This window comes from Streptomyces sp. NPDC048111 (genome assembly GCF_043202815.1).
Taxonomy (GTDB): Bacteria; Actinomycetota; Actinomycetes; order Streptomycetales; family Streptomycetaceae; genus Streptomyces.
Genome location: NZ_JBIDBD010000028.1, coordinates 1 through 25,181, shown reverse-complemented (window position 1 = coordinate 25,181; position 25,181 = coordinate 1). Strand labels below are relative to the sequence as shown.

Genomic DNA, 25,181 nt, shown 5'->3' with positions numbered 1-25,181 from the left:
CTTGCCGCGTTCGGGGCACGCCTACCAGAATTTGAACTTCTTGACGGCGTTGGGCACCAGGTTCGTGACCGCGCTCTTGGCGCCGTCTGCGATCTCTCTCCCCTTGTCCGCCACGCTGCCGGCCCACTTGGAGGTGGCGTTCCAGGCCTTCTTGGCTCCGTTCTTGATCGACTCACGGTTGTCCCACGCCCAGGTCCCGATGAAGTAGGCGCCCGCCACGCCGAGCGCCGCCCAGCCGACCACGGGCACCGCGGCCGCCACCGCGGCACTCGCACCGAGGGCTCCGGCCGCCGCACTGCCGCCCAGCACGGCCGCCGCTCCTCCCGCTTCCACGACGCCCATCCCACGGTCGAATCCACCCAGGACGCCCTTGTGGTCGGGAATGACCATCTCCTTGACGCCGTGCAGGATGGCGAAGGGCAGACCGACTCGGTCGAGGAGGCTGAGGCCGGGCGCCTGGGCCAGGAGCGTGGGCGGAAGGGGGATCTTCAGCTTCGTAGTCAGGAAGGCTCGCAGCCCCTGCTGCCACTTCCAGGGTTCCTGGTAGAGCCCCTCGATCTTCTGGAGCTTCAGGAGCTCCCGCATGTAGTCGATATTCTTCAGCTTCAGCCGGTCACCCGTGATGCCGAAGTATTTGTTCAATTCGAGGACGGCTTTGGCGCCGGCCACATTCTGCCCCTGCGACCATCGTTGGTAGAGCTGGAGAGATGCCTCTATGCCGGAGGCTATCTTCGTAAGCCGCAACGGGGTCGTAACGTTCCTCTTTATTTCCTTGAACTCATCAACATATTCACCGACTTCGCCCTTGTGCTCCTGAAACTCCTGCCAGGTCTGCAACACGCCGGTCATGCCCATGAACATCAGCTCGACGGCCGGATCCGCCTCGAGGATGCCGAGCCGGTTGCGTACGTCCTTGGCCTGATCCCGGGACCACGAGGCATCCTGGGTAACGCGCTTCAGGTTTCCCTGGTCGCCTTCCCACTTGGCGAGGATCCCGGAAACCAGTGGCCCTTGAATGGAGAGTGCACCGTCCGCCACATCCAGCGCGGCGGCCAGCCGACGCGCCTTCTCCGTGGTCATGCCTCTGAACGTCATGTGAACCCCCGTTGACGGTGTCTGCGGTCCCTCTGCGCGGAGCCGCGTCGCCGCCCCGCTGTCGGCGTGCCCCCGAAGCGCGTCGACCGGTCTTGACGCGACCTGATCCTGCCGCCCGCCCCCCGGAATCGCGGTTCCGCAGGCGCGACAGCAAACTCCACACCCCGAAGAGGCACTCGTGCACCTCCACCAAGGCAGTGGCGCAGCCAAGGGTATTGACGTTAACCGGGATGCGTACCGTTTCGCCAGGCGGGATCTCGACGTCGAGTGGCCACCGTAGATCTACCGGAACACCCCTCGCCAACTCGACTGCCAACAAGCCTCGTTGAGGCTCGTCCAAGCGCTCCGCACGGCGAATTCCGGGTACTTCACAAGATCCGTCCCGGGCTGGACAGCGTTCCGCGTATCGCAGTCGTTCCCTCAGGGGCACTCGACGACGCCCTACGATGAACGGCCGCGGTGCGGGGCGCCGAAACTTGGCGAACCGATCGGGAAAGCACCCGATCCCGCCCCGCGGGACACCAGCCTGTCATCAGCCACCCTGCTTCCCCAGCACCCCCGTGGGCCGCCCCGCCGCAGCCTCCTGGGACTCGAAGCGGAGGGTGCCGTCCGGCTGGAGGGTGTACGTCATCGTCGCCGTGCCGGCCGTGCAGCCGATCGTGCCGGGGTTCGCGGGGTCGGTGCGTTCGGTGATGTGCAGGACGCGGGCAGTCGCCGAGTCCAGCGTGCCGATGCCGTGGCAGGCGAGCGGGCCGAGGGTGGTCGTGGTGCGCACCACGTCCGTACCCTTCGCGCCCTTCGTGATCACCGCGGTGTACGCGTACCCGCTGGTGCCGTTGTCCTGGGTCAGGACCCCTTTCCAAGTGCCGGTCAACTCGGCCGGTACGGACGGGAGTTGAGGGTCTGCGGTGGGCCGGCCCGTGCTCGGCGTGCCGGAGGGGGTCGACGCCGCGCTCGACGCGGGCGGCTCGGCCGCGCCGGTCGCCCCGTCGCCCTTGCCCGGCAGCAGGTCGAAGAGGAACGCCGCGCCGAACGTCACGCCCGCCAGCGCGCCCGCGACCGCCAGCGCCACCGTGCAGCTCACCCTGCGGCCCCTGCCGCGTTCACCCGGTTCGGCGGTGGTCGCCACGGACAGGGCGACCCGGGACCCCCGGCCCCCGGCACCGGCAGCGGCAGCGGCAGCGGCAGCGGCACCAGCCCCGCCCCCGGGCCACTCGGCCCCGCGCGGCGGGTCGGTGGGCGGCGGGGGCGTTCGCGGGCCGGGGGCCACGGCCGCCCCGGCCTGGTGCCGGTACGCCCCGCTCCCCTGCCCGTACGAATCGTCCGGCGGGCCGAACACCCCGGCCGACTGGGGCGCGGGGCCGGCGCCGAACCCCCCGGCCGCATCGCGCGCGGCGCCCCCGCTCCCCCCGACCGCCGGTCTGCTGAACGGGATCGGGCCCGAGTCGCCCGCCGGGGCCGCCGGGTCCTCCGGCTCCAGGTCGAGGAGGCGGACCGCGGACCGGCTCACCTCCTCCACCAGCGCGGCCGGCAGCCAGCCGTTCCGTACCAGGGCCGCGGCTCCCTCCGGGGCGAGCCGGGCGGCCAGGGCGGAGGGGGTCGGGCGGTCGGCCGGGTCCTTCACGAGGCAGGCCGCGACCGTCTCGCGCAGCACACCGGTGAGGGCCGCGCCCAGCTCGGGCGGCTCGTGCACCACCTTGTAGAGGAGGGCCGCCGATGAGTCACCAGGGAAGGGCGGCTCGCCGGTCACCGCGTACGCCAGGACCGCGCCCAGCGAGAAGACGTCCGCGGCGCCGGTCACCGGGCGGCCCAGGATCTGCTCGGGCGACATGTAGCCGGGCGAGCCGATGGAGACGCCGGACGCGGTGAGGGAGGCGGTGCCGTCGGTGGCGCGGGCGATGCCGAAGTCGATCAGGCGCGGCCCGTCGAGCGTGAGCAGCACGTTGGACGGTTTCACGTCCCGGTGCACCAGGCCGAGCGCGTGCACCGCGGCCAGCGCCTCCGCGAGGCCCGCGCCGAGGACGTGCACCGAAGCCGCCGGCAGCGGACCCCGGTCCACGACGGCCTGGGTCAGCGAGGGGCCCGCCACATAGCCGGTGGCCACCCACGGCACCGGCGCCTGCGGGTCCGCGTCCAGGACCGGCGCGGTCCACTTGCCGCCCACCCGCCGGGCCGCCTCGACCTCGTGCCGAAAGCGCGCCCGGAACTGCTCGTCCAGGGCGAAGTGCGGGTGCACCACCTTCACCGCGACGGTGCGGCCACCCGCGCTGCGCCCCAGGTACACCCGGCCCATGCCGCCCGCACCGAGGCGGCCGAGCAGCCGGTAGGCGCCGATCGACCGTGGTTCGCCCGCTTCCAACGGCTGCAACGACTGCATCGCGGTGCTCCCCCAACGCCCACCCAGGTCAAGCCGGTCCTTCAGCAGAGTAGAGCCGGATGTACCCGGGATCACCCCCGACCGGGACGTATCCGATGCCCGGATGAGCGAACCTTGGGAGGCGTTCCGCCCTCTTCGATGACGTGGTTCCCGCGCGATCACCCGCAAGCCCGACCGGGGCCGGGCCGAGGCGCGAGCCCGATCCCCACCCCCGCCGCCCCGATCGCACGGAGTCCCCCGAATGAACCGTCGCCGCCCCGCCGCTCTGATAGCTGCCGCCGTCATCGGCGCGGTCGTGCTGGTCACCGGCTGCTCCGAGGAGGGCGCGCCGGTCAGCTTCGACTCGGGGCCGAGCGGCCCGTCCTCCGCCGCCCCGCCCCACAACGGCACCGGCGGTACGCCGCCGAAGGACGACGGCGCCGCCGCGAAGAACGGCGCGGCCCCCCGGACCATGCTGCCCACCGGTCCGAAGGCCGAGTTCACCACGCAGAGCAGCATCGGCGACGGCACCAAGATCGGCGTGACCACGCTCAAGGGACCGAAGTCCGGCTTCACCGGCAAGGTGTGGGTGTGGGCGCCGGCGCAGTACTTCGAGGAGAAGTACCAGAACAGCGGCTTCCCGGTGCTCATCGCGCTGCCGGGCGGAAACGGTTATCCCAAGAACTACTGGATGGGCACCGACCTCAAGCTCCAGAGCAGCATCGCCGAGTGGTCGAAGACGGGCAAGAGCCTGCCGTTCATCGTCGTGATGCCGGTCCTCAACCCGGACGCCAAGCACTACTACGACGGCAGCGACATCCCGGGGCAACCGAAGATGGGCACCTGGATGACGGAGGACGTGCCCGATCTGGTGCGGGCCAACTTCCGCACCTTCGCCTCCCGCGACGGCTGGGCGTTCATGGGGTCCTCGTCGGGCGGCTTCGTCGGGCTGAAGTCGGTGCTCAAGCGGCCCGACCTGTTCAAGGCGGTCATCGCCTCGGGCCCGGACATCGTGCCGGACTCCCCGCTGTGGGCCGGCCACGAGGCCGAGCAGCAGGCGAACAACCCCGAGAAGCTCGCCCAGGAACTCATCGACGGCAAGGGCCCCGAGGTCGCCCTCGCCTTCCAGGTGGGCACCAAGGAGGGCACCGTGGTGCCGAAGGTGCGGAAGTTCATCGACACGTACGGCAAGGGCCCGGTGAAGACGCGCCTCCAGCTGATCCCCGGCGGCACCCACAACGCCCACACCTACGTGAAGGGCATGGGCGAGGGCACCATGGAGTGGATCAGCAAGCAGATGCTCGCCCCGGTCCCCTCCTCCTGAGCGTCCCCGGACTCCCCCGGGTTCCTCCGGAGCGGTGTGCACACCGCCCGCGGGGGCGGGAGCCGGCTACCGGGTGAGCAGCTCCACGTTCACATCCGCGGCGAACCCGGTCGTCGGACCGGTCCTGCGGGCGAACTCCCTTACGCCTTCGAGCTGTTGGGGCCCGAAGCGGAAGTCGAGCGTGGTGAAGTAGCGCTCCAGGAGCTCGGCGTCGAAGACCTCCCAGCGGGCCGCCTGCTCGGCCACCTTGGTGACCTCCTCCAGGGACAGGTCGCGCGAGGCGAGGAACGCCTCGTGCACCTGCTGGACGAGTCCGGGCTCGCGGGCCAGGTAGTCCTTGCGGGCCGCCCACACCGCGAAGACGAACGGCAGGCCCGTGAACTCCTTCCACATGGCGCCCAGGTCGTGGACCTGGAGCCCGAGCCGCGGGGCGTCGTGCAGCGAGGCCCGCAGCGCGGCGTCGCCGATGAGCACGGCGGCGTCCGCCTCGCGCATCATCAGGCCGAGGTCGGGCGGGCAGGTGTAGTAGTCGGGGGCGACCTGGTAGCGCTCGGCCAGCAGGAGCTGCGCCAGGCGTACGGACGTCCGCGAGGTGGAGCCGAGCGCCACCCGCGCCCCGTCCAGGTCTTCGAGCGGACGCTGCGAGACGATCACGCAGGACATGACGGGCCCGTCGCAGCCCACCGCGATGTCCGGGAAGGCGACCAGGTCGTCCGCGTTGCGCAGGAACTCCACGAGGGTGATCGGGGCGATGTCCAGGTCGCCGTTCACCAGCTGCTCGCTGAGCTTTTCCGGACTGTCCTTGGTCAGCTCCAGATCGAGCAGCGTCCCGGTCCGCGCCAGCCCCCAGTACAGGGGCAGACAGTTGAGGAACTGGATGTGACCGACGCGCGGCCGGCCGCCTTGGTGCTGGGGGCTGGTTGAATTGTCCACATGCCGAGGCTAGACCCGTGCCCCTTCGCGGACCGCGCGGGGTGCCCCGGGAGGGCCGGCGCGCGGCGTCCGCGGGGACCTCTGATCGGGCGTCCGCGGGGGCCTCTGATCACCTGCTCAGCCCCCGGTCAAACGTCCGGACCAAGTGATCTTTCCCTCTACCGCGGCACCTGAGCTGCGTGCTACGCTCAGCGCAAGTTGCAGTTTGGTTTCCCTTGCAGTACAGAGCCTGCGGAGCATGTAACCCGCAGGCTTTTGTAGTTTTCAGACTTGTTTGCAGGTTCTGGAGCAGGGCAACCCTTTGGCCCAAGGAGGGCTTATGGCTACCGGAACCGTTAAGTGGTTCAACGCTGAAAAGGGCTTCGGCTTCATCGCCCAGGACGGCGGCGGCCCGGATGTCTTCGTCCACTACTCCGCGATCAACGCGTCTGGTTTCCGCTCCCTGGAGGAGAACCAGGTCGTGAACTTCGACGTCACCCAGGGCCCGAAGGGCCCGCAGGCGGAGAACGTCACCCCGGCCTAACCTGCCCGGGTTGGCGATCGCTGACTTAGCAGTACCCAAGGAGCCCCGGTCCGTCGGACCGGGGCTCCTGCCTTGTGACCGGCCGCCTCGTGACCGGCTCCGGCTCAGCCGTACAGCTCCTCGATCTCGGCCGCGTACCGCTCGAGAACGACCCGGCGCCGCACCTTGAGCGTCGGCGTCAGCTCCCCGCCCTCCACGGAGAAGTCCCTCGGCAGCACTGCGAAACCGCGGACCCGGGCCGGCCGTGACACCTGCGCGTTGGCCGCCTCCACCGCGCCCCGCACCAGCTCGCGCACGTCCTCGGGGGCCCGCCCCGCCGTCTCGTCCGCGTCCACCGTGATGAGTGCCACCGGGTACGGGCGCCGGTCGCCCACCATCACCGCGTGCGACACGAAGCGGGACCGCTCGATGGCCTGCTCCACGTGCGAGGGCGTGAGGTTCTTGCCCGCGGACGTGATGATCAGGTCCTTCTTGCGCCCGGTGATCGTGAGGTAGCCGTCCGCGTCGAGCGCGCCCAGGTCCCCCGTGTGCAGCCAGCCGTCCGCGTCCAGGGTCTCGGCGGTGCCCCGCTCGTTGGCGTGGTAGCCGGGGAAGACCATCGGGCCGCGGGCCAGGACCTCCTCGTCGTCCGCGATCCGCACCTCGCAGCCCGCGACCGGCCGCCCGACCGTCCCGTACCGCACGGCCCCCGGATGGTTGAGCGAGATCACCCCCGCGGACTCGGTCATCCCGTACCCCTCGAAGACCTGGATCCCGCACGCGCGCAGGAAGTCCAGGACCGCCGGGTCGATCGGGGCGCCCCCGGTGAGCGCCCAGCGCAGGCGCCCGCCGAAGGCCGAGCGCACCAGAGCGAACAGCGAGGCGTCGGCGGCCTCGTACTCCTCCCGCCGCTCGGGCGGGAGCTGCCCGTCCGCCGCGAGTACGCCGAGGGCCACCGCCGCGTCGAACCGTTCGCCGCCGCCGTCGGAGGCCTCCGCGAGCGAGCGCACCACGGAGTAGACCTTCTCGAACAGCCTCGGTACGGACGGCAGATGCGTGGGCTGCGCCTCGGCCAGCTCGCCCACGACGTCCTCGATGCGCCCGCCGAAGTAGCAGAGCTCGCCGCCGTACAGGAGCGTCGAGAACTGGATCAGCTGGGCCAGCAGGTGGGCGAGGGGGAGGTAGAGGTACGTGCGGTCGCCGGGGCCGCCCTCGATGAGGTGCAGGGTGGCGTCCTGGACCGCGCCCATGTTGCCGTGCGTGAGCCGGCAGCCCTTGGGCATCCCGGTGGTGCCCGAGGTGTAGACGAGCTCGGCGTCGTCCTCGGGCCGCACGGCCGCGGCCCGGGCGAGGAGCGTGTCGAGGGGAACGCCGGATCCGTCCGGGAATCCGTCACCGTCCGGCCCCGCCATGACCAGGACGTGGGCGAGCGCGGGGAGCTTCGCGCGCAGGCCCTCGACGCGTGCCGCCTCGTCCGGGCCCTCGCAGATGACGGCCTTCGCGGCGGAGTCGGCGAGCACCCAGGTCGCCTCCTCGTCGCCGGCCGTCGGATAGACCGGCACCACCACGGCGCCCACCGCCAGACAGGCGAGGTGCGTGTACGTCCACTCGGGGCGCGTCTCGGCGAGGACCGCCACCCGGTCCCCGGCCTCGATGCCGAGCGCGAGCAGACCGCGTCCGATGCGGCGCACGGTGTCGCGCAGCTCGGCGTAACCGACCGAGTCCCAGCCCTCGCCGCCCACGCCCCGGAACCGCAGGGCGGGCCGGTCCTGGTGGCGGTCGGCCGCCCACTCACTGAACACGGCGAGCGTCGGGGGGCGCGGGGGTGTGCTGTGGTGCGGGAGGTTCGGGGGGCGGTCCTGCGGCCGGCTCGGGGGAGGGTTCTGCGACAGGCCCGGAGGAGGGTTCTGCGACGGGCTCGGAGACGGGCTCTGGGGCGTCATGCCCCGACGGTAGGGACGGGCGCGCCCGGGCGGGATGGCGGGAAGCGTCAGGCCGGCTGACTTCAGCGCTCAGGGGTGCGGGGGTGGGGGTGGTGGGTTTCGCGCGGGGGCGGGGATGCGGGGTGGCCCACGGGGCGGGGTGGCCCGCATGGCAGCCCGGGCGGGGTGGCCCTCTGGGCGGGGCGGTCCGCATGGCAGCCCGGGGCGCGCCGACCCGCTGACGCAAACCGCACCCCCCGAGCTGACCCCGAAGCTCAACTCGGCTGACCCCAACGCTCAACCGGGCTACCGTCGTTGACCATGGCGAAGCCGACGATCACCGTGCACCACGTGCGGGCCGTACTGCGCGGCGCCGAGCGGCACGGCACCGACACCGTGCCGCTGCTCCAGGCCGCCGGCATCCCACCACTGTTGCTCGGCGACGACCGTGCGCGGGTCACCCCGGCCCAGTTCGCCCAGCTGTTCCGCGCCCTGTACCGGACGACGGGCGACGAGTTCCTCGGGCTCGGTGGCGCCCCGAGCCGCCCGGGCACCTTCGCGATGATGTGCCACGCCGTGCTCGGCTGCCCCGACCTCGGCGGCGCGGTGCGGCGCGGCACCGCCTTCTACGGCCTGTTCCCGCACGGCCCCGACCTGACCCTCGAAGTGACCGGCGCCGAAGCGGTGTTCGCGGTGCGCAACGACCTCGCGGACCACGACGAGGACCGGTTCCTGACCGAGTGCCTGGTCATCATCTGGCACCGCCTGTGCAGCTGGCTCGTGGGCCGCCGCATCCCGCTGACCCGCGCCGCCTTCGGCTACCCGCCGCCTCCGCACAAGGAGGAGTACGAGTCGCTGTTCGGCTGCCCGGTGCGGTTCGGGGACGCCCGCACGGAGGCGGTGTTCGACGCGCGCTGGCTGACCGCGCCGCTCGTACGCGACGAGGCCGCCCTCGGCCGGATGCTGCGCCGCTCCCCCGTCGAACTGCTCAGCCGGCACACCTACGGCACGACGGTCGGCGAGCAGGTGGGCCGCACGCTCTCGACGGCCCTGCGCGCCTCGCCCCGGTTGCCGAGCCTGGAGGAGACGGCCGCCCGGCTCGCCATGTCCCCGGCGACCCTGCGCCGTCGTCTGGCCCGCGAGGGCACCTCGTTCCAGCAGCTCAAGGACGCGGTACGGCGCGATGCCGCGATCGCCGGCCTGGCCGAGGGCCGCGAGCCGATCGCGGACATCGCCGCCCGCCTCGGCTTCTCGGAGGACACCAGCTTCCACCGCGCGTTCCGCCGCTGGACGGGCACGACCCCGGGGGCGTACCGGCTGGACCACTGACCGCAGGCCGGCGGGACGCCCGGCCGGCGGCGGTCGGCGGGCCGGAGGCGGGCCGGGGACGGTCGCGGGCGCCCGCCCGGGTCAGTGAAGGTGAGCGGTACGGTCAGCCCCGTACCTACCGGTCAGTCACTACGGTCTCCCCAACTGCCCATCCCCCATGGACCGTTGGGAGAGCCGCATGCACGTCGCGCACACCCGTACCCGAGTCGTCGGTGCCCTCACCGCCGCACTCCTCCTGTCGGCAGCCACCCCCACCGCCTTCGCCGACGAGCCGGAGCCCGCCGCGCCGGGCGACGTCGTCACCCAGTCCCCCACCGAGTTCCACCCCCTCCCCGGCCAGTGGACCAACACCCGCGCCTGGCGCATCACTTACCGCTCGACCAACGCCAAGGGCGGACCGAACACCGTCTCCGGCACGGTCATCGTCCCCAACGACGGGCGTACGGGCCCGCGCCCGGTCGTCACGTACGCCGTCGGCACGGTGGGGCTCGGCGACTCGTGCGCACCCAGCGCCAACTTCCCCCGCGGGACGGCCGTCGAGGCCACCCTGATCAACCAGGTGGTGCAGAAGGGCTGGGCCGTCGCGGTCACCGACTACGAGGGCCTCGGCACCCCCGGCGACCACACCTACACGGTCGGCCGGGCCGAGGGCACCGCCGTCCTGGACGCGGCGCGCGCCGCCGAGCGCCTCGGCATCCCCGGTGTCGACGCCGACTCACCGGTGGGCATCATGGGGTACTCGCAGGGCGGCCAGGCGAGCAGCTGGGCGGCCGAGCTGCACGACTCCTACGCGCCGGACCTGAAGGTGAAGGGCACCGCGACCGGCGGCGTGCCGGCGGACCTGATGAAGGTCGCGGCCTCGAACGACGGGGGGCTCGGGTCCGGCCTCGTCCTGATGGCGGCAGCCGGCCAGAACGCGGCCTTCCCCGAGCTGAAACTGGACACCTACCTCAACCCGGCGGGCAAGGCACTGGTCGACTACTTCAGGACCAACTGCGTGGCGGTCGACACGACGGTGGGCTCGTTCAAGCACATCACGGACGTGACGGTGCAGAATCCGCTCCAACAGCCGGACTGGCAGGCGAGGTTGGCGGAGTCGAAACTCGGCACGCACCGCCCCGACGCGCCCGTGTACCTCTACCACGGCACGATCGACGAGCTGATCCCGTACGCGGTCGGCCGTCAGCTCCGCGCCGACTGGTGCGCCCGGGGGACGAACGTGGAGTGGCACGCGCTCCCGCTGCTCGGCCACATCGGCGGGGTGACGGCGGGCGGCGTCCCGGCCGCGAACTGGCTGGCAGACCGCTTCGCGAACCGCCCGTTCCACCCCAACTGCTGAACCCCGTAAGCCTGTTGAGCCGCCCGGCGCCTACGCCCCGTAGCGCCGGGCCGAGCGCCCGCGCGAGCCGGAGCCGCCGCAGGGGTGCCCTACAGGAACGCGGGAACCTGGGGCGCCCAGCGCTCAGCGCCCACGGCCTCGGGCCCGGGCCGGGGCCGGGGGCGGGGGCGCGGGGAACTGCGCGGTCAGGCGCAGCCGCCCCGCGGCCACAGCCGCTGCCCCGGGTCGGACCTAGGCCCGACGACGCCGAGCCGCCACCAGCAGCCCCGCCCCACCGGCGAGAGCCGCGGCCGTACCGGCCGCGGCCCACGGCAGTTCCGATCCCGCACCGGTCGCCGCGAGGGACGAACCGGCCGAGGCGGGAGCGGGGTTGTTGTGGGCGACCGACGTCACGGTCTCGCCGCCCTTGGCCGAGCCGGCCCCCGTCTTGGCCGAGCCGGCCGTGGTCCCGCCGGAAGCGGAACCGGAGCCGGAGCCCGTCCCCGCACCGGAGTCCTTCGCCGCGTCGGCGTCGGCCTCGTCCTTCTTGCGGGCCTCGTACTGCCCCTTGTCCAGGAAGGCCTGGACATCCTCGGGCGTCCCCTTGAGCGCCTTGAGCGCGGCGGCCTTCACCGCGGGGCCGCCCTTGGCGTAGATCGCCGTGGCGAGCACCCGGTTGTCGACGATGCGGACCTCGTACTGCCCCTTGTCGAGGAACGCCTGAACGTCCTCGGGCGTGCCCAGCAGCGCCTTCTTCCCGGCCTCCCGCACACCCGGACCACCCTTGTTGATGATCTGGGAGACGAGCACGCGGTTGTCGACGATGCGGGCCTCGTACTGCCCCTTGTCGATGAAGGCCTGCACGTCCTCGGGCGTACCTTGCAGCGCCTTGATCCCGGCCTCCCGCACACCCGGACCACCCTTGTTGATGATCTGGGAGACGAGCACGCGGTTGTCGACGATGCGGGCCTCGAACTGGCCCTTCTCCAGGAACCGCACGCGGTCCTCGGGGGTGCCGTTGAGCGCCTTGGTGCCGGCCTCCCGCACGCCCCGACCGCCCACGCTGATGATCCGGGTGATGGCCAGGCGGTTGTCGTCGTCGCGAGCGGTGAACTGACCCGACTCCAGGAACTTCCGCACGGCGGCGGGGCCCTGGTCGAGCGCCTTGGTGCCGGCCCCCTTGAAGATCGGCCCCGCACCCTTCGCCCCCATCAGGCGGAGGAGCTCCATCCGGTCCTCGACGATCTGCTTCTCGGTCAGCTCCGTACCCGCGTCGGGCGCCGAGACGGCCGGCGTCTTCGCATCGGCGGCGAAGGCCGGAGAGGAGAGCAGCACGGCCGGCGCGATGGCAGCGGACGCTACGAGGGCGGACACACGCGAGAACTTCAACTGATTACCCCGGTTGTACAAAAAACTCAGAACTGGTCACCCGCATACTACGACTGCCTTGACTTTTCCTTTACACGGCCCCCACACCCGCCCCCTTGCGGCAGGGGTGCACCTATGCCGAAGGGGGACACCGCAGCGCGGCACCCCCCTTCGCTTCACCGCATCAGGAGTGCGGCCAGGCCTCCGTGCCCTCGGCGAGGGCTCCGGCGCCATTGCCCCGGTAGAGGTTGAAGTGCTGCTGGTTCCCCCACAGGGAACCGATGTCGGTCTTGCCGTCGCCGTTGAAGTCACCGGCCATCAGCAGCTGAGCGGCTCCCCAGCTGTTGTCGCGCCACATGGAGACACGGGCGTCCAGGCCACCCTGGGCGTTGCCGTTGTACCGGATCAGGTTGCCGCTGTCGGTGATGACGACGTCGTCCCGGCCGTCCCCGTTGAAGTCGCCCGTGGTGAACTTCGAGGCGTACTTCCAACTGCCGTCGGCCGCCCACATGCTCTTCTTGGAGCCGTCGAGCGCACCCGCGCTGTTGGTGGGGTAGGCGTAGAGGGCGCCGGCGGGACCCGCGCCCCACACCGCGATCAGACCATCGCGCCCGGAGTTGTCCGACTTGAACCGGGCAAGCTGGAGCATGCCGTTCCAGTCGGTGCCCTCCGGCCACATCAGCGTGCCGGGCGCGAGCTTGCCGTCCGTCTTCCCGGCGTACAGGCGCAGGCGCCCGTCACTCCAGACGGAGGCGATGTCGGTGAGCCCGTCGCCGTTGAAGTCACCGGCGATGATCTTCTTGGCTTCCTTCCACGAGGCGTCGGTCCAGAGCGAGTGGCTGGACTCGAAGGTGCCGTCGGGGCGGCCGGCGTAGGCGCTGAGGGTGCCGCTGTTCGAAACCACGGCGATGTCGGTGCGGCCGTCACGGTTGAAGTCACCGGCCGTCATGACCGTCGTGGCGGTCTTGGGCAGCATGTAGGTGTCGACGGACCGCCCATTGACGGTCGCCGACACGAACGTACGGATCCAGCTATTCAGATCGTCGACACGCGTGTCGACGGCCCCCGTGCGCACCTCGGACACATCGGTGCCCAGGCAGCCCCCTTGCCAGGACCGGCTGTTGATGGCCACGAGTTCGAACTTGCCGTTGTTGTTCCGGACGGCAGGGGCACCGGCGTCACCTTGGCACATGACTGCGTCCGCGGAACCATTGAGGTTCACCGACGTCCCGTCGACGCCGGTGACGGTGAACGCGGCGGAGTGCATCTTGTTCGGCACCCATTCCGTCTTCGTCCGCCCGAAGCCCGACATGGTCAATTGCTCGGCGGCGGCAGGCGCCGTGGCGGCCACGCTGATGGCAGGAACGTTGACCACAGGCCAGGCCAGCCGAACCAATGACAGATCGCGGTCGTCGCGCGGGCGAATATCGACCACGTCAACAATGCTGCCCGCAGACTGGCTCAGGTCGTTACGCCCGACCGTGACCGTCGTCCTCACTGTGGGCGCGCCGGTCTTGACCGGCTGGCCTCCGTCGGCGAGACAGCTCGTAGCGGTGACCACCCATTCAGCACCCACCAGAGCGCCGGAACAGGCCTGCTTGTCACCGATGTTGAGCTTTACGGTGTAGCCGTAGTCCCCGTCTTGGACGTCGCTCCCCACGACGGCTCCGGCAGGAGCGGCGGAGAGCAGGCCGGCCGCTGTCGTGACAGCGAACAGGCCGGTGAGCCACGCGGCGCGTGCGCTCTTTGCAGACATGTGAGTCCTTACAAATCTCAGAGTCAGGCGACGTCGTCGTCCCCATACGAGAACGAAGCTGAAGCCTGGTGTTGGAGGGCCGCCCGCATGACTTCGTAAGGCGGCCCGTGATTTTGCCCCCACCGGACAGAACGATTGGATCCGGAAGGGTGGCGCCTTCACGCAGTGGCTAACAGCCGATCTCGGCCACATCGACCGCCACGGTGCGTCGGCCGCCAACGGCAGATTCGTCGCTGGCAGATTGCCCGCCGCACACAGAGGCCCCCGCCCTGCTGAAGGTTGGTCCGCCAGCAGCGACCGCGGGCTGGGAAATCAACGTGCGCCACAAGGGACGGACCGCGACTTCGCCGATGAAGATGGACGAAGACGTCCATGGTCGACTGAAGTGAGCCAACTCCGCTTGCAGACTGACCGATTGCGGAAGAGGCAGCCGAGGGAGGAGCCATGAACGTTGCCCGGCGGAGGACTTCACCCTGCGGCGGAGGCAGCTGAAAGTGGTCCACCCATGTCCTTTCGGGCAGGGGTGAGCCAGCCTCGCGACCCCCCGGCGCATGTAATGAAGACGTAAATACCCTGGAGAAAATACCCTCTGCGGCCCGTTTACTGTCAACCGACAATCACCATGTGACGTACACCACATAAGCGCGGCGAGTCTCAGTGGTTCCTTCGGCAACGACGAACCCCAGCAAAGCGATTGGCGGCGAGCCAACCCATTCCGACATTGTAGAGGGAGCGTAAAGGGAAGGGTGCCCGTGTCGCCTGGCACCTTGCTCAACCCACGGGATGCATCGCGTTGGCGCGAAACTGACTGCACGTCGCGACCGGCGCTGCCGTTTTCTAGAGGTGACCCAAAACACGAAAGGGCGCGCGATGCCCGTCTTCTTGCCATCGAACACGGCGCCAACGCGCTCGGCTTTCCGGCAGCTCAGGCGGAGGCAACGGCGAGCCCCGCAAGGCGGCGACAAGGCGCTTTCGCTTAAGGCAGCCGAACTCGGCCGCTACGGCGGTATGAGAGGGGGCGGGTACGCCGACCGGGGGCAGTGTGCGGGGGCGGATGGTGCAAACAACTCGTGCGCGGTGCCGGGGCTCGCGCTGAAGGGGTTCTTCCATCCCGCCCCCTCCCCGGCACCCTCCGGGGCGAGTGGTGCAGGCGCCTGTGACTGTGGCGCAAAGTTCCCTGCCGGGGTTCTTCGCAGCCCTGAGACGGACCCCGAACAAGGGTGCAGGGGGCGGAGCGCCCAGCCGAGGTTCGAGCGGCCGCCCCTCAGGAGCCGGGAGAGCCCCAGGGCTCAACTCGAACAACTCCCGACACGAGCTACGGGTGGACAAAACTCTCGGGTGCTGGCGCAGCCGACAGGGGCTCAGCCCATCCAACCCCTCAACGCGGGCGTGCCGACGGGCGATCCCCTCGGGGCCTGGAGCGGAGATGCAGGACGGCCGGGCCCATCAACGCCGCCGTATGCCAGGCGACTTGGCGAGAGCCCGCCCTTGGATTCGGCCCGAAACGGGCGCGCCCGGCCCCCTCCGGTCTTCGGGCCGGGCCTCCGAATCGACCACCCCAGATCGCAGGGCCTTAAAGCAGGCCCCTCAAGGCAGGCACCCGCAGCCCCGCCGGTCGGGCCCTCGAAGGAGGTTCACCAAGGGCCGGGGCGCGGCCCACGAGGCTGGGTATTCTGCCGACCGTACCGAGGTCGGCCGCGCAGTCAGTCCCACTGCCCCGCGTTTCCGGCTACGCATGAGGGGTGGGGGGGGGGGGGGGGGGGGGGGGGGGGGGGGGCGCGCCCCCGCGCGCGGGGGGGGGGGGCGCGGGGGCGGGCCCCCCCCCCCCCGCCCCGCGCGCCCCCCCCCCCCCCCCGCCGGCGGCCGCCGCGGCCGGCCCCCCCCCCCCCCCCCCCCCCCCCCCCCCCCCCCCCCCACCCCTCGGTTCGTCCGCGTCGCGCGCGTTACGCCGCCGCAGCCACCCGCTCCCGCTCGGCCGGCGCCGGCTCCGGCTCCGGCTCCGGCTCCGGCGACCCCGAAGCCCGGTTGAACGCGTCCAGGTCCAGGATCTTTTCGCGGGCCGAGACGATGACCGGCACCAGGGCCTGGCCCGCCACGTTGGTGGCCGTGCGCATCATGTCCAGGACCGGGTCGATGGCCATCAGGAGGCCGACGCCCTCCAGGGGCAGGCCCAGGGTGGAGAGGGTCAGGGTCAGCATGACCGTGGCGCCCGTCAGGCCCGCCGTCGCGGCGGAGCCGATGACCGACACGAAGGCGATCAGGACGTAGTCGCCCACCCCGAGGTGCACGTCGAAGATCTGGGCGATGAAGATCGCCGCCAGCGCCGGGTAGATCGCGGCGCAGCCGTCCATCTTGGTGGTGGAGCCGAAGGGCACCGCGAAGGACGCGTACTCCTTCGGGACGCCGAGGCGCTCGGTGACCTTCTGGGTCAGCGGCATCGTGCCCACCGAGGAACGCGAGACGAAGGCCAGCTGGATCGCGGGCCAGGCGCCCTTGAAGAACTGCAGCGGGTTGACCTTGGCCACCGTGGCCAGCAGCACCGGGTACACCCCGAACATCACCAGCGCGCAGCCGATGTAGACGTCGGCGGTGAAGGTGGCGTACTTGCCGATGAGGTCCCAGCCGTAGTCGGCGATGGCGAAGCCGATGAGGCCGAGCGTGCCGAGCGGGGCGAGGCGGATGACCCACCACAGGGCCTTCTGGAGCAGTTCGAGGACGGCCTCGCTGAGCGTCAGGATCGGCTTCGCCTTCTCGCCGAGCTGGAGCAGCGCGATGCCGGCGACGGCGGCCATGAACACGATCTGCAGGACGTTCAGTTCGGTGAACGGCGTCACCACGTCCGTCGGGATGATGCCGGTCAGGAAGTCGAGCCAACTGCCCGTGTGCTTGGGGAGCTTGCCGTCCTTCGGGGTGAGGCCGGTGCCCGAACCCGGGTTGGTGAGCAGGCCGATGGCGAGGCCGATGGCCACCGCGATCAGCGACGTGATCATGAACCAGAGCAGGGTGCGCGAGGCGAGCCGGGCGGCGTTGTTGACCTTGCGCAGGTTGGTGATCGACACCAGGATCGCGAAGAACACGAGCGGGGCCACGGCCAGCTTCAGGAGCTGGACGAAGGTGTCGCCGATCTGCTCCAGGGTGTCCTTCAGCCAGCTGATGTCCTGGCTGCGGGCGAGCCAGCCGAGCAGGCCGCCGAGGACCAGGCCCGCGATGATCTGGGCCCAGAACGGGAACTTCGAGGATATGGAGAAGCCGGACTTGGGCCGCTTCTCCTGTGCGTCGTCGGAGGACGCGGCAGGCGCGGCAGGCGCGGAGGGCGCGGAGGACACGGAAACACTCCCGGGTGAGCGAGGACGAGGACGATCAGCCGTGGCGACCTGCGGTTGGACGCAGTCGGCCGGGCGGTCGGACGGATGAGCGCGGCGCCCGTTCACAGGGGACCGGTCGGCGTGGACCGGTCACGTAACGCTGGGGACACCGCCGCATGGTGCCGGGGTCAGACGTCGCGGCAACAGACCGCGGACATGCAGCGGCAGAGGTCGACATGCAGACGCGCCACGAGCGGAACGGATCCGCCGGTGGGGTGCTGGTGCACTGCTGCTGTCGTCACGTCGAACACGTTAACACTTGAACTTTGAGGATCTCAAAGCTGTTCTTTTACCCCGCGATGGCCGGGCCCCCGCTTCCGGACGCGGGAACGGCGACGGCCCGGGCCCGGAGCTGTGTGCTCCGGACCCGGGCCGTACGGGGTGTGAGATCCGCCTCGCGGCGGCGCGCTTCGTCGAAGGACTCCTCGCGGCGGCGCGGCGCGTCAGGCGACGCCGTCCTCCTGCGTGCGGTTCGCCTCCAGCTTCGCCTTGGCGCTCGCCACCTTGGTGACGATCTGGGCGGACATCGCGTCCCGCTGCTTGCGCAGGAGCACGAAGCTCAGCGGCGCGGAGATGACGAGTGCGAGCAGGACGATCCAGATCAGGTTCGAGCTGCCGGTGCCCTTGGGCACGATGCCGAACTGGACCAGCAGGCCGACGAAGACCAGGCTGCCGATGAAGATCCCCACGCGCAGCATGGTGTACCAGATGGTGGCGCTCGGCTTGGCGGCGTTCACGACTGACCTTCTCTCTATGGCAATCCCTGCCCGACTAGTGAAGCACGCCCCCAATTGGATCAGTTCAGGGGGAGGATCAGTCCAGGGGCAGCAGCATGATGACGTCGTCGCGGTCGTCCCCCTCGGCGACCCGGATCGCGCCGGGCACCCGCCCGACCTCCTTATAGCCGCACGAGGCGTAGAAGCGGTCGACGCCGGTGCCGCCCCGGCAGGTGAGCCGGATCGCCTCGATGCGCCCGGAGCCGCCGGGCCCGTCCAGACCCCGTACCGCGTCCGCCACCGCCGCCATCAGGTCGCGGCCGTATCCCTTGCCCTGGTGGGCCGGGCGCACCATGACCGTGTACAGCCACACCCAATGGGTCATCAGGCGATGGGTGTTGTACGCGATGAACGCCGAGGCCGCGACCCGCCCCTGCCCGTCGAACCCGACGAGCAGCCGCATCCGCCCCTCGGCCATCGCCGCGAAGTGCTTGACCAGCTCGGGGCGTACGTCCTCGACGGAGACCGGCGGCACGAAGCCGACGGCCCCGCCCGCGTGGGACACCTCCACCCACAGGGCGAGGAGTCCGTCGCGCAGGGCGGGCGTGACGGGCGGGTCGAGGCGGAACGTCAGTGCCGTGGGACTCAGTGCCATGGGACGTTCAGAAGCGCATCGGCTGGGGCGCTTCGCGCAGCGAGGCGTCCGGGCCGGGGTACTCGCGGATGATCTCGTAGCGCGTGTTGCGCTCCACCGGGCGGAAGCCGGCCTCGCGGATGAGGTCGAGCAGGTCGTCCCGGGTGAGCTTGTTCGGCGTGCCGTAGTTGTCGGCGTCGTGCGTGATCTTGTACTCGACGACCGAGCCGTCCATGTCGTCCGCGCCGTGCTGGAGCGCGAGCTGGGTGGTCTGGAGCCCGTGCATGACCCAGAAGCACTTCACGTGCGGCACGTTGTCGAAGAGCAGGCGCGAGACCGCGAACGTCTTCAGGGACTCGGCGCCGGTCGCCATCGTGGTGCGCGCCTGGAGCTTGTTGCGGACCTTGCCGTCCTGCATGTCCACGAAGTCGTGCTGGTAGCGCAGCGGGATGAAGACCTGGAAGCCGCCGGTCTCGTCCTGGAGTTCGCGCAGGCGCAGTACGTGGTCGACGCGGTGGCGCGGCTCCTCGATGTGCCCGTACAGCATGGTGGCCGGGGTCTTGAGCCCCTTCTCGTGCGCCAGGCGGTGGATGCGCGACCAGTCTTCCCAGTGGGTGCGGTGGTCCACGATGTGCTGGCGGACCTCCCAGTCGAAGATCTCGGCGCCGCCGCCGGTCAGCGATTCGAGGCCGGCCTCGATGAGCTCGTCCAGGATCTCGCTCGCGCTGAGCCCGGAGATCGTCTCGAAGTGGTGGATCTCGGTCGCCGTGAACGCCTTGAGCCCGACGTTCGGCAGCGCCTCCTTGAGGGCCTTGAGCGAGCGCGGGTAGTAGCGCCAGGGCAGCGTCGGGTGCAGCCCGTTGACGATGTGCAGCTCGGTGAGGTTGTCGTTCTCCATGGCCTTGGCCAGGCGGACGGCCTCCTCGATGCGCATCGTGTACGCGTCCTTCTCGCCCGGCTTGCGCTGGAACGAGCAGTACGCGCACGACGCCGTGCACACGTTGGTCATGTTGAGGTGACGGTTCACGTTGAAGTGGACGACGTCGCCGTTCTTGCGCGTGCGCACCTCGTGGGCGAGCCCGCCGAGCCAGGCCAGATCGTCCGACGCGTAGAGCGCGACGCCGTCCTCGCGGCTGAGCCGCTCACCGGCCCGGACCTTCTGCTCCAGCTCGCGCTTGAGTCCCGCGTCCATCAAGGCCGCCTCCCATACGTGTGTCTTTCAGGCTCCACCAAAGGTACGCCCCGCCCTACTCGGGAAGTTCCCCGACCCGGTTCTCCCACTTGGTGGAGAGCACGATCGTGGTACGGGTGCGCGAGACGCCCTTGGTCGAGCCGAGCCGGCGGATCGTCTTCTCCAGGCCGTCCACGTCACCGGCGCGGATCTTGAGCATGTACGAGTCGTCGCCGGCGATGAACCAGCAGTCCTCGATCTCCGCGAGGTCGCGCAGGCGGCGGGCCACGTCCTCGTGGTCGGCGGCGTCGGAGAGCGAGATGCCGATCAGCGCCGTGACGCCGAGGCCGAGCGAGGCCGAGTCCACGGTGGCGCGGTATCCGGTGATGACACCGGCCGCCTCCAGACGGTTGATGCGGTCGGTGACGCTCGGGCCGGAGAGCCCGACGAGCCGGCCCAGTTCCGCGTACGAGGCCCTGCCGTTCTCGCGCAGTGCCTGGATGAGCTGCCTATCGACGGCGTCCATATGCCTGAAGCCTTCCATTGTTCAGCGATACCGCGAGTTTACGTGTAGAATCTAAGGCATGCAGGGACGACACCCTGCGAATCATTCAGCTGGATGTATAAATTTCCAGCAGATCAAAGACGATCTTTCAGGAGTTGTCACCGTGTACACGATCGAGATGGCCTACGCCCGGATGCGCGAGCTTCAGGACCTGGCCAACCGGTCCCGTGCCCACCAGCCGTCCGCGACGAAGGCCCGCGCCCCCAAGCGCGCCGCCAAGAAGCGCTAACTCTCGCGAGAGCCTCCCCCGAGGTCCCGGCCCCGCTCGACCGGGGCGGACCCCGACCCGAGCTCTCCCTCCCAACGGCGGTACAGGCCGTGCGGCACACCGGCCGCGTCCAGTACCCGCCCGGCGACGAAGTCCACCAGATCCTGGATGTGCGTCGCCCCCGCGTAGAACGCCGGAGAGGCGGGCAGCACCACGGCGCCCGCCTCGTCCAGCGCCACCAGGTGCTTGAGGGTCTGGCCGTTCAACGGCGTCTCGCGCACCGCCACGACCAGCTTCCGCCGCTCCTTGAGCGTCACGCTCGCGGCCCGCTGCAACAGGTCCTTCGACAATCCGAGCGCGACCCCGGCCACACAGGCCGTCGACGCCGGCACGATCAGCATCCCCCGCACCGGATACGAGCCCGACGACGGCCCGGCCGCGAGATCCCCCGCCGCCCAGTGCCGTACGTCCGAGACGTCGACCGCGCCGAACGCCTCCGGCTTGCCGTCCGCGCCCCGCGCCAGCCACGCCCGCAGGTCCTCGCGCCAGTGCGCGTCGCGGAACGCGATGCCCGTCTCGTCGAGCAACGTCAGGCGCGAGGCCCGCGACACCACCAGGTCGACGCTCTGCCCCGCGGCGAGCAGTGCGCGCAGCACCGCCGCCGCGTACGGCGTCCCCGACGCACCCGACACGCCCACGATCCACGGCGTGCGCTGCTGACTGTGTACGTTCACGTGCTCCACGTGTCCGAGCCTATCCGGCGCCCCTCGTCCGCGGCCGGGCCAGGTACTACACCGTCAGGCCGCGCACCAGCAGGTCGAGCAGCGCGCAGACGAACAGAGCGATCCCGATGAAGCCGTTGACCTGGAAGAACGCCCGGTCGAGCTTGGACAGGTCATGCGGCTTGACCAGGGTGTGCTCGTAGAGGAAGGCCCCGAGCACGATCACCAGGCCCAGCCAGAAGAACAGGCCGGCGCCGGTGGCGAGCGCGTACCAGACCAGCAGCGCCATCGTGAGGGCGTGACAGCCGCGCGCCCCGTAGATCGCGGCCGGGATGCCGAAGCGGGCCGGCACCGACTTCACGCCGTGGCCGCGGTCGGCCTCCACGTCCTGACAGGCGTAGATCAGGTCGAAGCCGCCGATCCAGATGCCGATGGCGAGGCCGAGGATCACCGCGTCCCACGACCAGGAGCCGGTGATCGCGATCCAGGCCCCGATCGGGCCCATCGCCTGCGCGAGCCCGAGGATGGCCTGCGGGAAGTTGGTGAAGCGCTTCCCGTACGGATAGACCACCATCGGGACCACCGCGACCGGCGCCAGCGCCAGGCACAGCGGGTTGAGCGCGGCGGCGGCGCCGAGGAAGACCACGAGCGCGATGAGCGCCCCCGTCCACGCGGAGCGCACCGACACCGCGCCGGTGACCAGTTCGCGGCCCGCGGTGCGCGGGTTGCGGGCGTCGATCTCGCGGTCGATGATCCGGTTGCAGGCCATCGCGAAGGTGCGCAGGCCCACCATGGCGACGGTGACCAGGAGCAGGCGCCCCCAGTGGATGTTCCCGTCGAACTGGAACATCGCGGTCAGCGCGGCGGTGTAGGCGAAGGGCAGCGCGAAGACCGAGTGCTCGATCATGACCAGGCGCAGGAACGCTTTGGTGCGGCCCGGCTGGGGGACCGCTGCGGCGGAGGCGCTCACGAGAGTCCGTACTCCTTCCAGCGGCGGTCGACCTTCGCCGCCGTGTCGCGGTCCGACTCGACCATGGCCGGCCAGCCGCCGTCGCGCGTGTAGCCCTCCTCGGGCCACTTCGCGGTCGCGTCGATACCCGCCTTGCCGCCCCAGAACTGCTGGTAGGAGGCGTGGTCGAGATGGTCGACCGGGCCTTCGACGACGGTCAGGTCACGGGCGTAGTCGGTGTTGCCGAAGGCCCGCCAGGACACTTCGTGCAGGTTGTGGACGTCGCAGTCGGCGTCGACGATCACGATCAGCTTGGTGAGCGACATCATGTGCGCGCCCCAGATGGCGTGCATCACCTTCTGCGCGTGCTTGGGGTACTTCTTGTCGATCGAGACGATCGCGCAGTTGTGGAAGCCGCCCGACTCCGGCAGGTGGTAGTCCACGATGTCCGGCACGATGATCTTGAGCAGCGGCAGGAAGAACCGCTCGGTGGCGCGGCCCAGCGGCCCGTCCTCGGTCGGCGGCCGGCCGACCACGATGGACTGGAGCAGGGGGCGCCTGCGCATCGTCACGCAGTCGATCGTGAGCGCGGGGAACGGCTCCTGCGGCGTGTAGAACCCGGTGTGGTCGCCGAACGGGCCCTCGGGCAGCATCTCGCCCGGCTCAAGCCAGCCCTCGATGACGACCTCGGCGTTGGCCGGCACCTGGAGCGGCACGGTCTTGCAGTCGACCATCTCGATCCGCCTGCCCTGGACGAACCCGGCGAAGAGGTACTCGTCGATGTCGCCGGGCAGTGGCGCGGTCGAGGCGTACGTGACGGCCGGGGGGCACCCGAAGGCGATGGCGACCGGAAGCCGCTCGCCGCGCTTGGCGGCGACCGCGTAGTGGTTGCGGCTGTCCTTGTGGATCTGCCAGTGCATCCCGATGGTGCGCTTGTCGTGCCGCTGGAGGCGGTAGAGGCCGAGGTTGCGGACGCCCGTCTCGGGGTGCTTGGTGTGGGTGAGGCCGAGGTTGAAGAACGAGCCGCCGTCCTCGGGCCAGGTGAACAGCGCGGGCAGCTGGTCGAGGTCCACGTCGTCGCCGGTCAGGACGACCTCCTGGACCGGGGCCGCCTCCTGCTTCACCTTCTTCGGCGGCACGTGCACCATCGAACCGAGCTTGCCGAAGGCCTCGCGGATGCCGACGAAGCCCTGCGGCAGCTCCGGCTTGAGCAGCCCGCCGATCTTCTCGCTGATCTCGTCGTACGACTTCAGCCCGAGCGCCTTGAGCAGGCGGCGGTCGGTGCCGTACACGTTCATGGCCAGGGGCATGGAAGCGCCCTTGACGTTCTCGAAGAGGAGGGCGGGGCCGCCGGCCTTGTTGACCCGGTCGACGATCTCGCCGACTTCCAGGTACGGGTCGACCTCGGCCTTGATGCGCTTGAGGTCGCCCTCGCGCTCCAGCGCCCTGAGCAGGGATCGGAGATCGTCGTAAGCCATGGGGTCCAGTATCGGGCACCCGATACCCTGGGCCGGTCACCGGGGCCGAGGCACGGCCCGCAACCGTTCCCGGGGGGACCGTCCAACCATGCTCAGGTATCTGCCGTTCCTGCTGGTCCTGGCGCTGTGGATCTACGCGTTCATCGACTGCCTCAACACCCCCGAGGAGGACGTCAAGGGCCTCCCCAAGGTGGTGTGGGTCCTCGTGGTGCTGCTCTTCGGCGAGGTGCTGGTCGGGCCGGTGGCCTGGTTGCTGGCGGGGAAGGTCCGCCAGGGGCCGCGGGGCCCGCGTCGGGGCGGGGGTTGGACGGCGCCGGACGACAATCCGGAGTTTTTGGCTTCGCTGGGGGAGCGGAGTGGGGGGGCTGGTGCGGGTGCTGGCGCTGGTGCTGGTGCTGGTGCTGGTGCTGGTGCTGGTGCGGGTGTGGGTTCGGGTGATGAGGCTGGGCCTCGGGATGATGAGGATCGGCCTCGGGACGATGCGGTTGGGCGCCGGGGTGATGAGGGTGGGCCTCGGGACGATGCGGCTCGGCTTCGCGATGATGCGGCTGGGCGCCGGGATGATGCGGCTGGGCTTCGGGACTGGGAGGCGGATTTGCGGCGGCGGGAGGAGGAGCTTCGGCGCCGCGAACGCAACGAAGACTGACCTTGCCTTCTCGGGGGCCTGAGCCCCCGGCCCCCGCCCCCCCCGGCCCCGGCCTTCGGCCATGTGCGGGCCGTGGTCGCTTGTTGCGCAGTTCCCCGCGCCCCTAACCCCCCGGTCATGTGCGGGCCGTGCGTGGCTTGTCGCGCAGTTCCCCGCGCCCCTGGGTGGGTTGGTGCTGGGCGGGTTGCGTGGGTGCCCTGCGTCCCTGGCCCCCGCTCATGTGCGGACCGTGGTCGCTTGTCGCGCAGTTCCTCGCGCCCCTGGCAGGAACGGTGCTGGGCGGGTTGCAAGGGTGCCCGGTCCCCAACCCATCGGGGCTGCGGGTCGTGGTCGCTTCTCGCGCAGTTCCCCGCGCCCCCAGCTGGGTTGGTGCTGGGCGGGTTGCGTGGGTGCCCTGCGCCCCTGGCCCCCGGTCATGTGCGGACCGTGGTCGCTTCTCGCGCAGTTCCTCGCGCCCCTGGCAGGACTGGTGCTGGGCGGGTTGCAAGGGTGCCCGGTCCCCCACCCCTCGGGTGGCTGCGGGTCGTGGTCGCTTCTCGCGCAGTTCCCCGCGCCCCTGGCAGGACTGGTGCTGGGCGGGTTGCAAGGGTGCCCGGCCCTCGACCCCTCGGTCATCTGCCAGTCGTGGTCGCTTCTCGCGCAGTTCCCCGCGCCCCTGGCAGGACCGGGGTGCCCAGGGCCCGCGTAGTTCCCCGCGCCCCTTCGCGGCATCGGTGCGGGGCAACACGTGCATCCTCAGCCCGTCCGGCGATTGAGGACGAGCGCCGTTCAGGCGCGATCGGGGTTCGGGGCGGAGCCCCGAGCAGGGGTGCAGGGGGCGGAGC

At 70.7% G+C, this 25,181-nt stretch carries 20 protein-coding genes and 1 pseudogene; 7 read left to right on the top strand and 14 right to left on the bottom strand.

Annotated features, from left to right (window positions below; all coding sequences use genetic code 11):
- Positions 1-21 precede the first annotated feature (21 nt).
- On the bottom strand, positions 22-1,080 hold the full coding sequence (locus ACGF3I_RS29455; RefSeq protein WP_393137253.1) for a hypothetical protein: 1,059 nt from the start codon (positions 1,078-1,080) through the stop codon (positions 22-24).
- Between the two features lie 547 nt (positions 1,081-1,627).
- A complete protein-coding gene (locus ACGF3I_RS29450) occupies positions 1,628-3,463 on the bottom strand; it encodes a serine/threonine-protein kinase (RefSeq protein ID WP_393137335.1) in 1,836 nt (611 codons plus the stop codon).
- A 250-nt stretch (positions 3,464-3,713) separates the two neighbouring features.
- On the opposite strand from ACGF3I_RS29450, the gene ACGF3I_RS29445 reads away from it, so the two are divergent.
- A complete protein-coding gene (locus tag ACGF3I_RS29445) occupies positions 3,714-4,775 on the top strand; it encodes an alpha/beta hydrolase (protein WP_393137251.1) in 1,062 nt (353 codons plus the stop codon).
- A gap of 66 nt (positions 4,776-4,841) precedes the next feature.
- Here ACGF3I_RS29445 and ACGF3I_RS29440 read toward each other — a convergent pair whose 3' ends face one another.
- Positions 4,842-5,708 (bottom strand): menaquinone biosynthetic enzyme MqnA/MqnD family protein, encoded by an 867-nt coding sequence (locus ACGF3I_RS29440; RefSeq protein ID WP_393137249.1) that lies wholly within the window; start codon positions 5,706-5,708, stop codon positions 4,842-4,844.
- Positions 5,709-6,027: 319 nt separating this feature from the next.
- On the opposite strand from ACGF3I_RS29440, the gene ACGF3I_RS29435 reads away from it, so the two are divergent.
- A complete protein-coding gene (locus ACGF3I_RS29435) occupies positions 6,028-6,231 on the top strand; it encodes a cold-shock protein (protein ID WP_003967102.1) in 204 nt (67 codons plus the stop codon).
- 104 nt (positions 6,232-6,335) lie between these two features.
- On the opposite strand, the gene ACGF3I_RS29430 is transcribed toward ACGF3I_RS29435, so the two are convergent.
- On the bottom strand, positions 6,336-8,012 hold the full coding sequence (locus tag ACGF3I_RS29430; protein ID WP_393137248.1) for an AMP-dependent synthetase/ligase: 1,677 nt from the start codon (positions 8,010-8,012) through the stop codon (positions 6,336-6,338).
- A 441-nt stretch (positions 8,013-8,453) separates the two neighbouring features.
- Here ACGF3I_RS29430 and ACGF3I_RS29425 point away from each other — a divergent pair, with 441 nt between their 5' ends.
- Entirely contained in the window at positions 8,454-9,461 is a 1,008-nt protein-coding gene (locus ACGF3I_RS29425; RefSeq protein WP_393137246.1) for an AraC family transcriptional regulator, read from the top strand.
- Between the two features lie 178 nt (positions 9,462-9,639).
- Positions 9,640-10,800, top strand: coding sequence for an alpha/beta fold hydrolase (locus ACGF3I_RS29420; RefSeq protein ID WP_393137243.1), 1,161 nt, complete (start codon positions 9,640-9,642; stop codon positions 10,798-10,800).
- A gap of 231 nt (positions 10,801-11,031) precedes the next feature.
- Here ACGF3I_RS29420 and ACGF3I_RS29415 read toward each other — a convergent pair whose 3' ends face one another.
- From ACGF3I_RS29415 to ACGF3I_RS29385, 7 genes are all read right to left on the bottom strand, one after another.
- Positions 11,032-12,153, bottom strand: coding sequence for an ALF repeat-containing protein (locus ACGF3I_RS29415; protein ID WP_393137241.1), 1,122 nt, complete (start codon positions 12,151-12,153; stop codon positions 11,032-11,034).
- A gap of 178 nt (positions 12,154-12,331) precedes the next feature.
- Positions 12,332-13,903 (bottom strand): FG-GAP-like repeat-containing protein, encoded by a 1,572-nt coding sequence (locus tag ACGF3I_RS29410; RefSeq protein WP_393137239.1) that lies wholly within the window; start codon positions 13,901-13,903, stop codon positions 12,332-12,334.
- Between the two features lie 1,943 nt (positions 13,904-15,846).
- A complete protein-coding gene (locus ACGF3I_RS29405; RefSeq protein WP_393137333.1) occupies positions 15,847-17,145 on the bottom strand; it encodes a dicarboxylate/amino acid:cation symporter in 1,299 nt (432 codons plus the stop codon).
- A 566-nt stretch (positions 17,146-17,711) separates the two neighbouring features.
- Entirely contained in the window at positions 17,712-18,005 is a 294-nt protein-coding gene (locus ACGF3I_RS29400) for a DUF4229 domain-containing protein (protein WP_393137237.1), read from the bottom strand.
- Between the two features lie 76 nt (positions 18,006-18,081).
- A complete protein-coding gene (locus ACGF3I_RS29395) occupies positions 18,082-18,639 on the bottom strand; it encodes a GNAT family N-acetyltransferase (protein WP_393137235.1) in 558 nt (185 codons plus the stop codon).
- A 7-nt stretch (positions 18,640-18,646) separates the two neighbouring features.
- Positions 18,647-19,810: an aminofutalosine synthase MqnE gene (gene mqnE, locus ACGF3I_RS29390; protein ID WP_393137233.1), complete on the bottom strand. Its 1,164-nt coding sequence runs from the start codon at positions 19,808-19,810 to the stop codon at positions 18,647-18,649.
- 55 nt (positions 19,811-19,865) lie between these two features.
- Positions 19,866-20,315, bottom strand: a complete 450-nt coding sequence (locus ACGF3I_RS29385; protein WP_100578735.1) for an Lrp/AsnC family transcriptional regulator — start codon at positions 20,313-20,315, stop codon at positions 19,866-19,868.
- 142 nt (positions 20,316-20,457) lie between these two features.
- Here ACGF3I_RS29385 and ACGF3I_RS29380 point away from each other — a divergent pair, with 142 nt between their 5' ends.
- Positions 20,458-20,583, top strand: a complete 126-nt coding sequence (locus ACGF3I_RS29380; RefSeq protein WP_393137231.1) for a hypothetical protein — start codon at positions 20,458-20,460, stop codon at positions 20,581-20,583.
- On the opposite strand, the gene ACGF3I_RS29375 is transcribed toward ACGF3I_RS29380, so the two are convergent.
- From ACGF3I_RS29375 to ACGF3I_RS29365, 3 genes are read right to left on the bottom strand one after another with little or no spacing between them, the layout of a single operon-like run.
- Positions 20,580-21,305: a UbiX family flavin prenyltransferase gene (locus tag ACGF3I_RS29375; RefSeq protein ID WP_393137229.1), complete on the bottom strand. Its 726-nt coding sequence runs from the start codon at positions 21,303-21,305 to the stop codon at positions 20,580-20,582. The two genes, ACGF3I_RS29380 and ACGF3I_RS29375, sit on opposite strands and share 4 nt — an antisense overlap.
- Before the next feature lie 46 nt (positions 21,306-21,351).
- A complete protein-coding gene (mqnP, locus tag ACGF3I_RS29370; RefSeq protein WP_393137227.1) occupies positions 21,352-22,254 on the bottom strand; it encodes a menaquinone biosynthesis prenyltransferase MqnP in 903 nt (300 codons plus the stop codon).
- Positions 22,251-23,711 (bottom strand): menaquinone biosynthesis decarboxylase, encoded by a 1,461-nt coding sequence (locus tag ACGF3I_RS29365; RefSeq protein WP_393137225.1) that lies wholly within the window; start codon positions 23,709-23,711, stop codon positions 22,251-22,253. Before ACGF3I_RS29365 ends, mqnP begins: the two co-directional genes overlap by 4 nt.
- A gap of 88 nt (positions 23,712-23,799) precedes the next feature.
- Between ACGF3I_RS29365 and ACGF3I_RS29360 the strand changes: the two are divergent.
- Positions 23,800-24,063: pseudogene (locus ACGF3I_RS29360) on the top strand (PLDc N-terminal domain-containing protein); the annotation flags it as partial.
- A 16-nt stretch (positions 24,064-24,079) separates the two neighbouring features.
- Positions 24,080-24,379 (top strand): hypothetical protein, encoded by a 300-nt coding sequence (locus tag ACGF3I_RS29355; protein WP_393137344.1) that lies wholly within the window; start codon positions 24,080-24,082, stop codon positions 24,377-24,379.
- The last annotated feature ends 802 nt before the right edge of the window (positions 24,380-25,181 follow it).

What these genes read in the sequence shown, in the direction of transcription:
- ACGF3I_RS29455 (WP_393137253.1), bottom strand. Translation starts at nt 1,080, where the DNA reads ATGACCACGGAGAAGGCGCGTCGGCTGGCCGCCGCGCTGGATGTGGCG.
- ACGF3I_RS29445 (WP_393137251.1), top strand. Translation starts at nt 3,714, where the DNA reads ATGAACCGTCGCCGCCCCGCCGCTCTGATAGCTGCCGCCGTCATCGGC.
- ACGF3I_RS29435 (WP_003967102.1), top strand. Translation starts at nt 6,028, where the DNA reads ATGGCTACCGGAACCGTTAAGTGGTTCAACGCTGAAAAGGGCTTCGGC.
- ACGF3I_RS29425 (WP_393137246.1), top strand. Translation starts at nt 8,454, where the DNA reads ATGGCGAAGCCGACGATCACCGTGCACCACGTGCGGGCCGTACTGCGC.
- ACGF3I_RS29420 (WP_393137243.1), top strand. Translation starts at nt 9,640, where the DNA reads ATGCACGTCGCGCACACCCGTACCCGAGTCGTCGGTGCCCTCACCGCC.
- ACGF3I_RS29410 (WP_393137239.1), bottom strand. Translation starts at nt 13,903, where the DNA reads ATGTCTGCAAAGAGCGCACGCGCCGCGTGGCTCACCGGCCTGTTCGCT.
- ACGF3I_RS29395 (WP_393137235.1), bottom strand. Translation starts at nt 18,639, where the DNA reads ATGGCACTGAGTCCCACGGCACTGACGTTCCGCCTCGACCCGCCCGTC.
- mqnE (WP_393137233.1), bottom strand. Translation starts at nt 19,810, where the DNA reads ATGGACGCGGGACTCAAGCGCGAGCTGGAGCAGAAGGTCCGGGCCGGT.
- ACGF3I_RS29385 (WP_100578735.1), bottom strand. Translation starts at nt 20,315, where the DNA reads ATGGACGCCGTCGATAGGCAGCTCATCCAGGCACTGCGCGAGAACGGC.
- ACGF3I_RS29365 (WP_393137225.1), bottom strand. Translation starts at nt 23,711, where the DNA reads ATGGCTTACGACGATCTCCGATCCCTGCTCAGGGCGCTGGAGCGCGAG.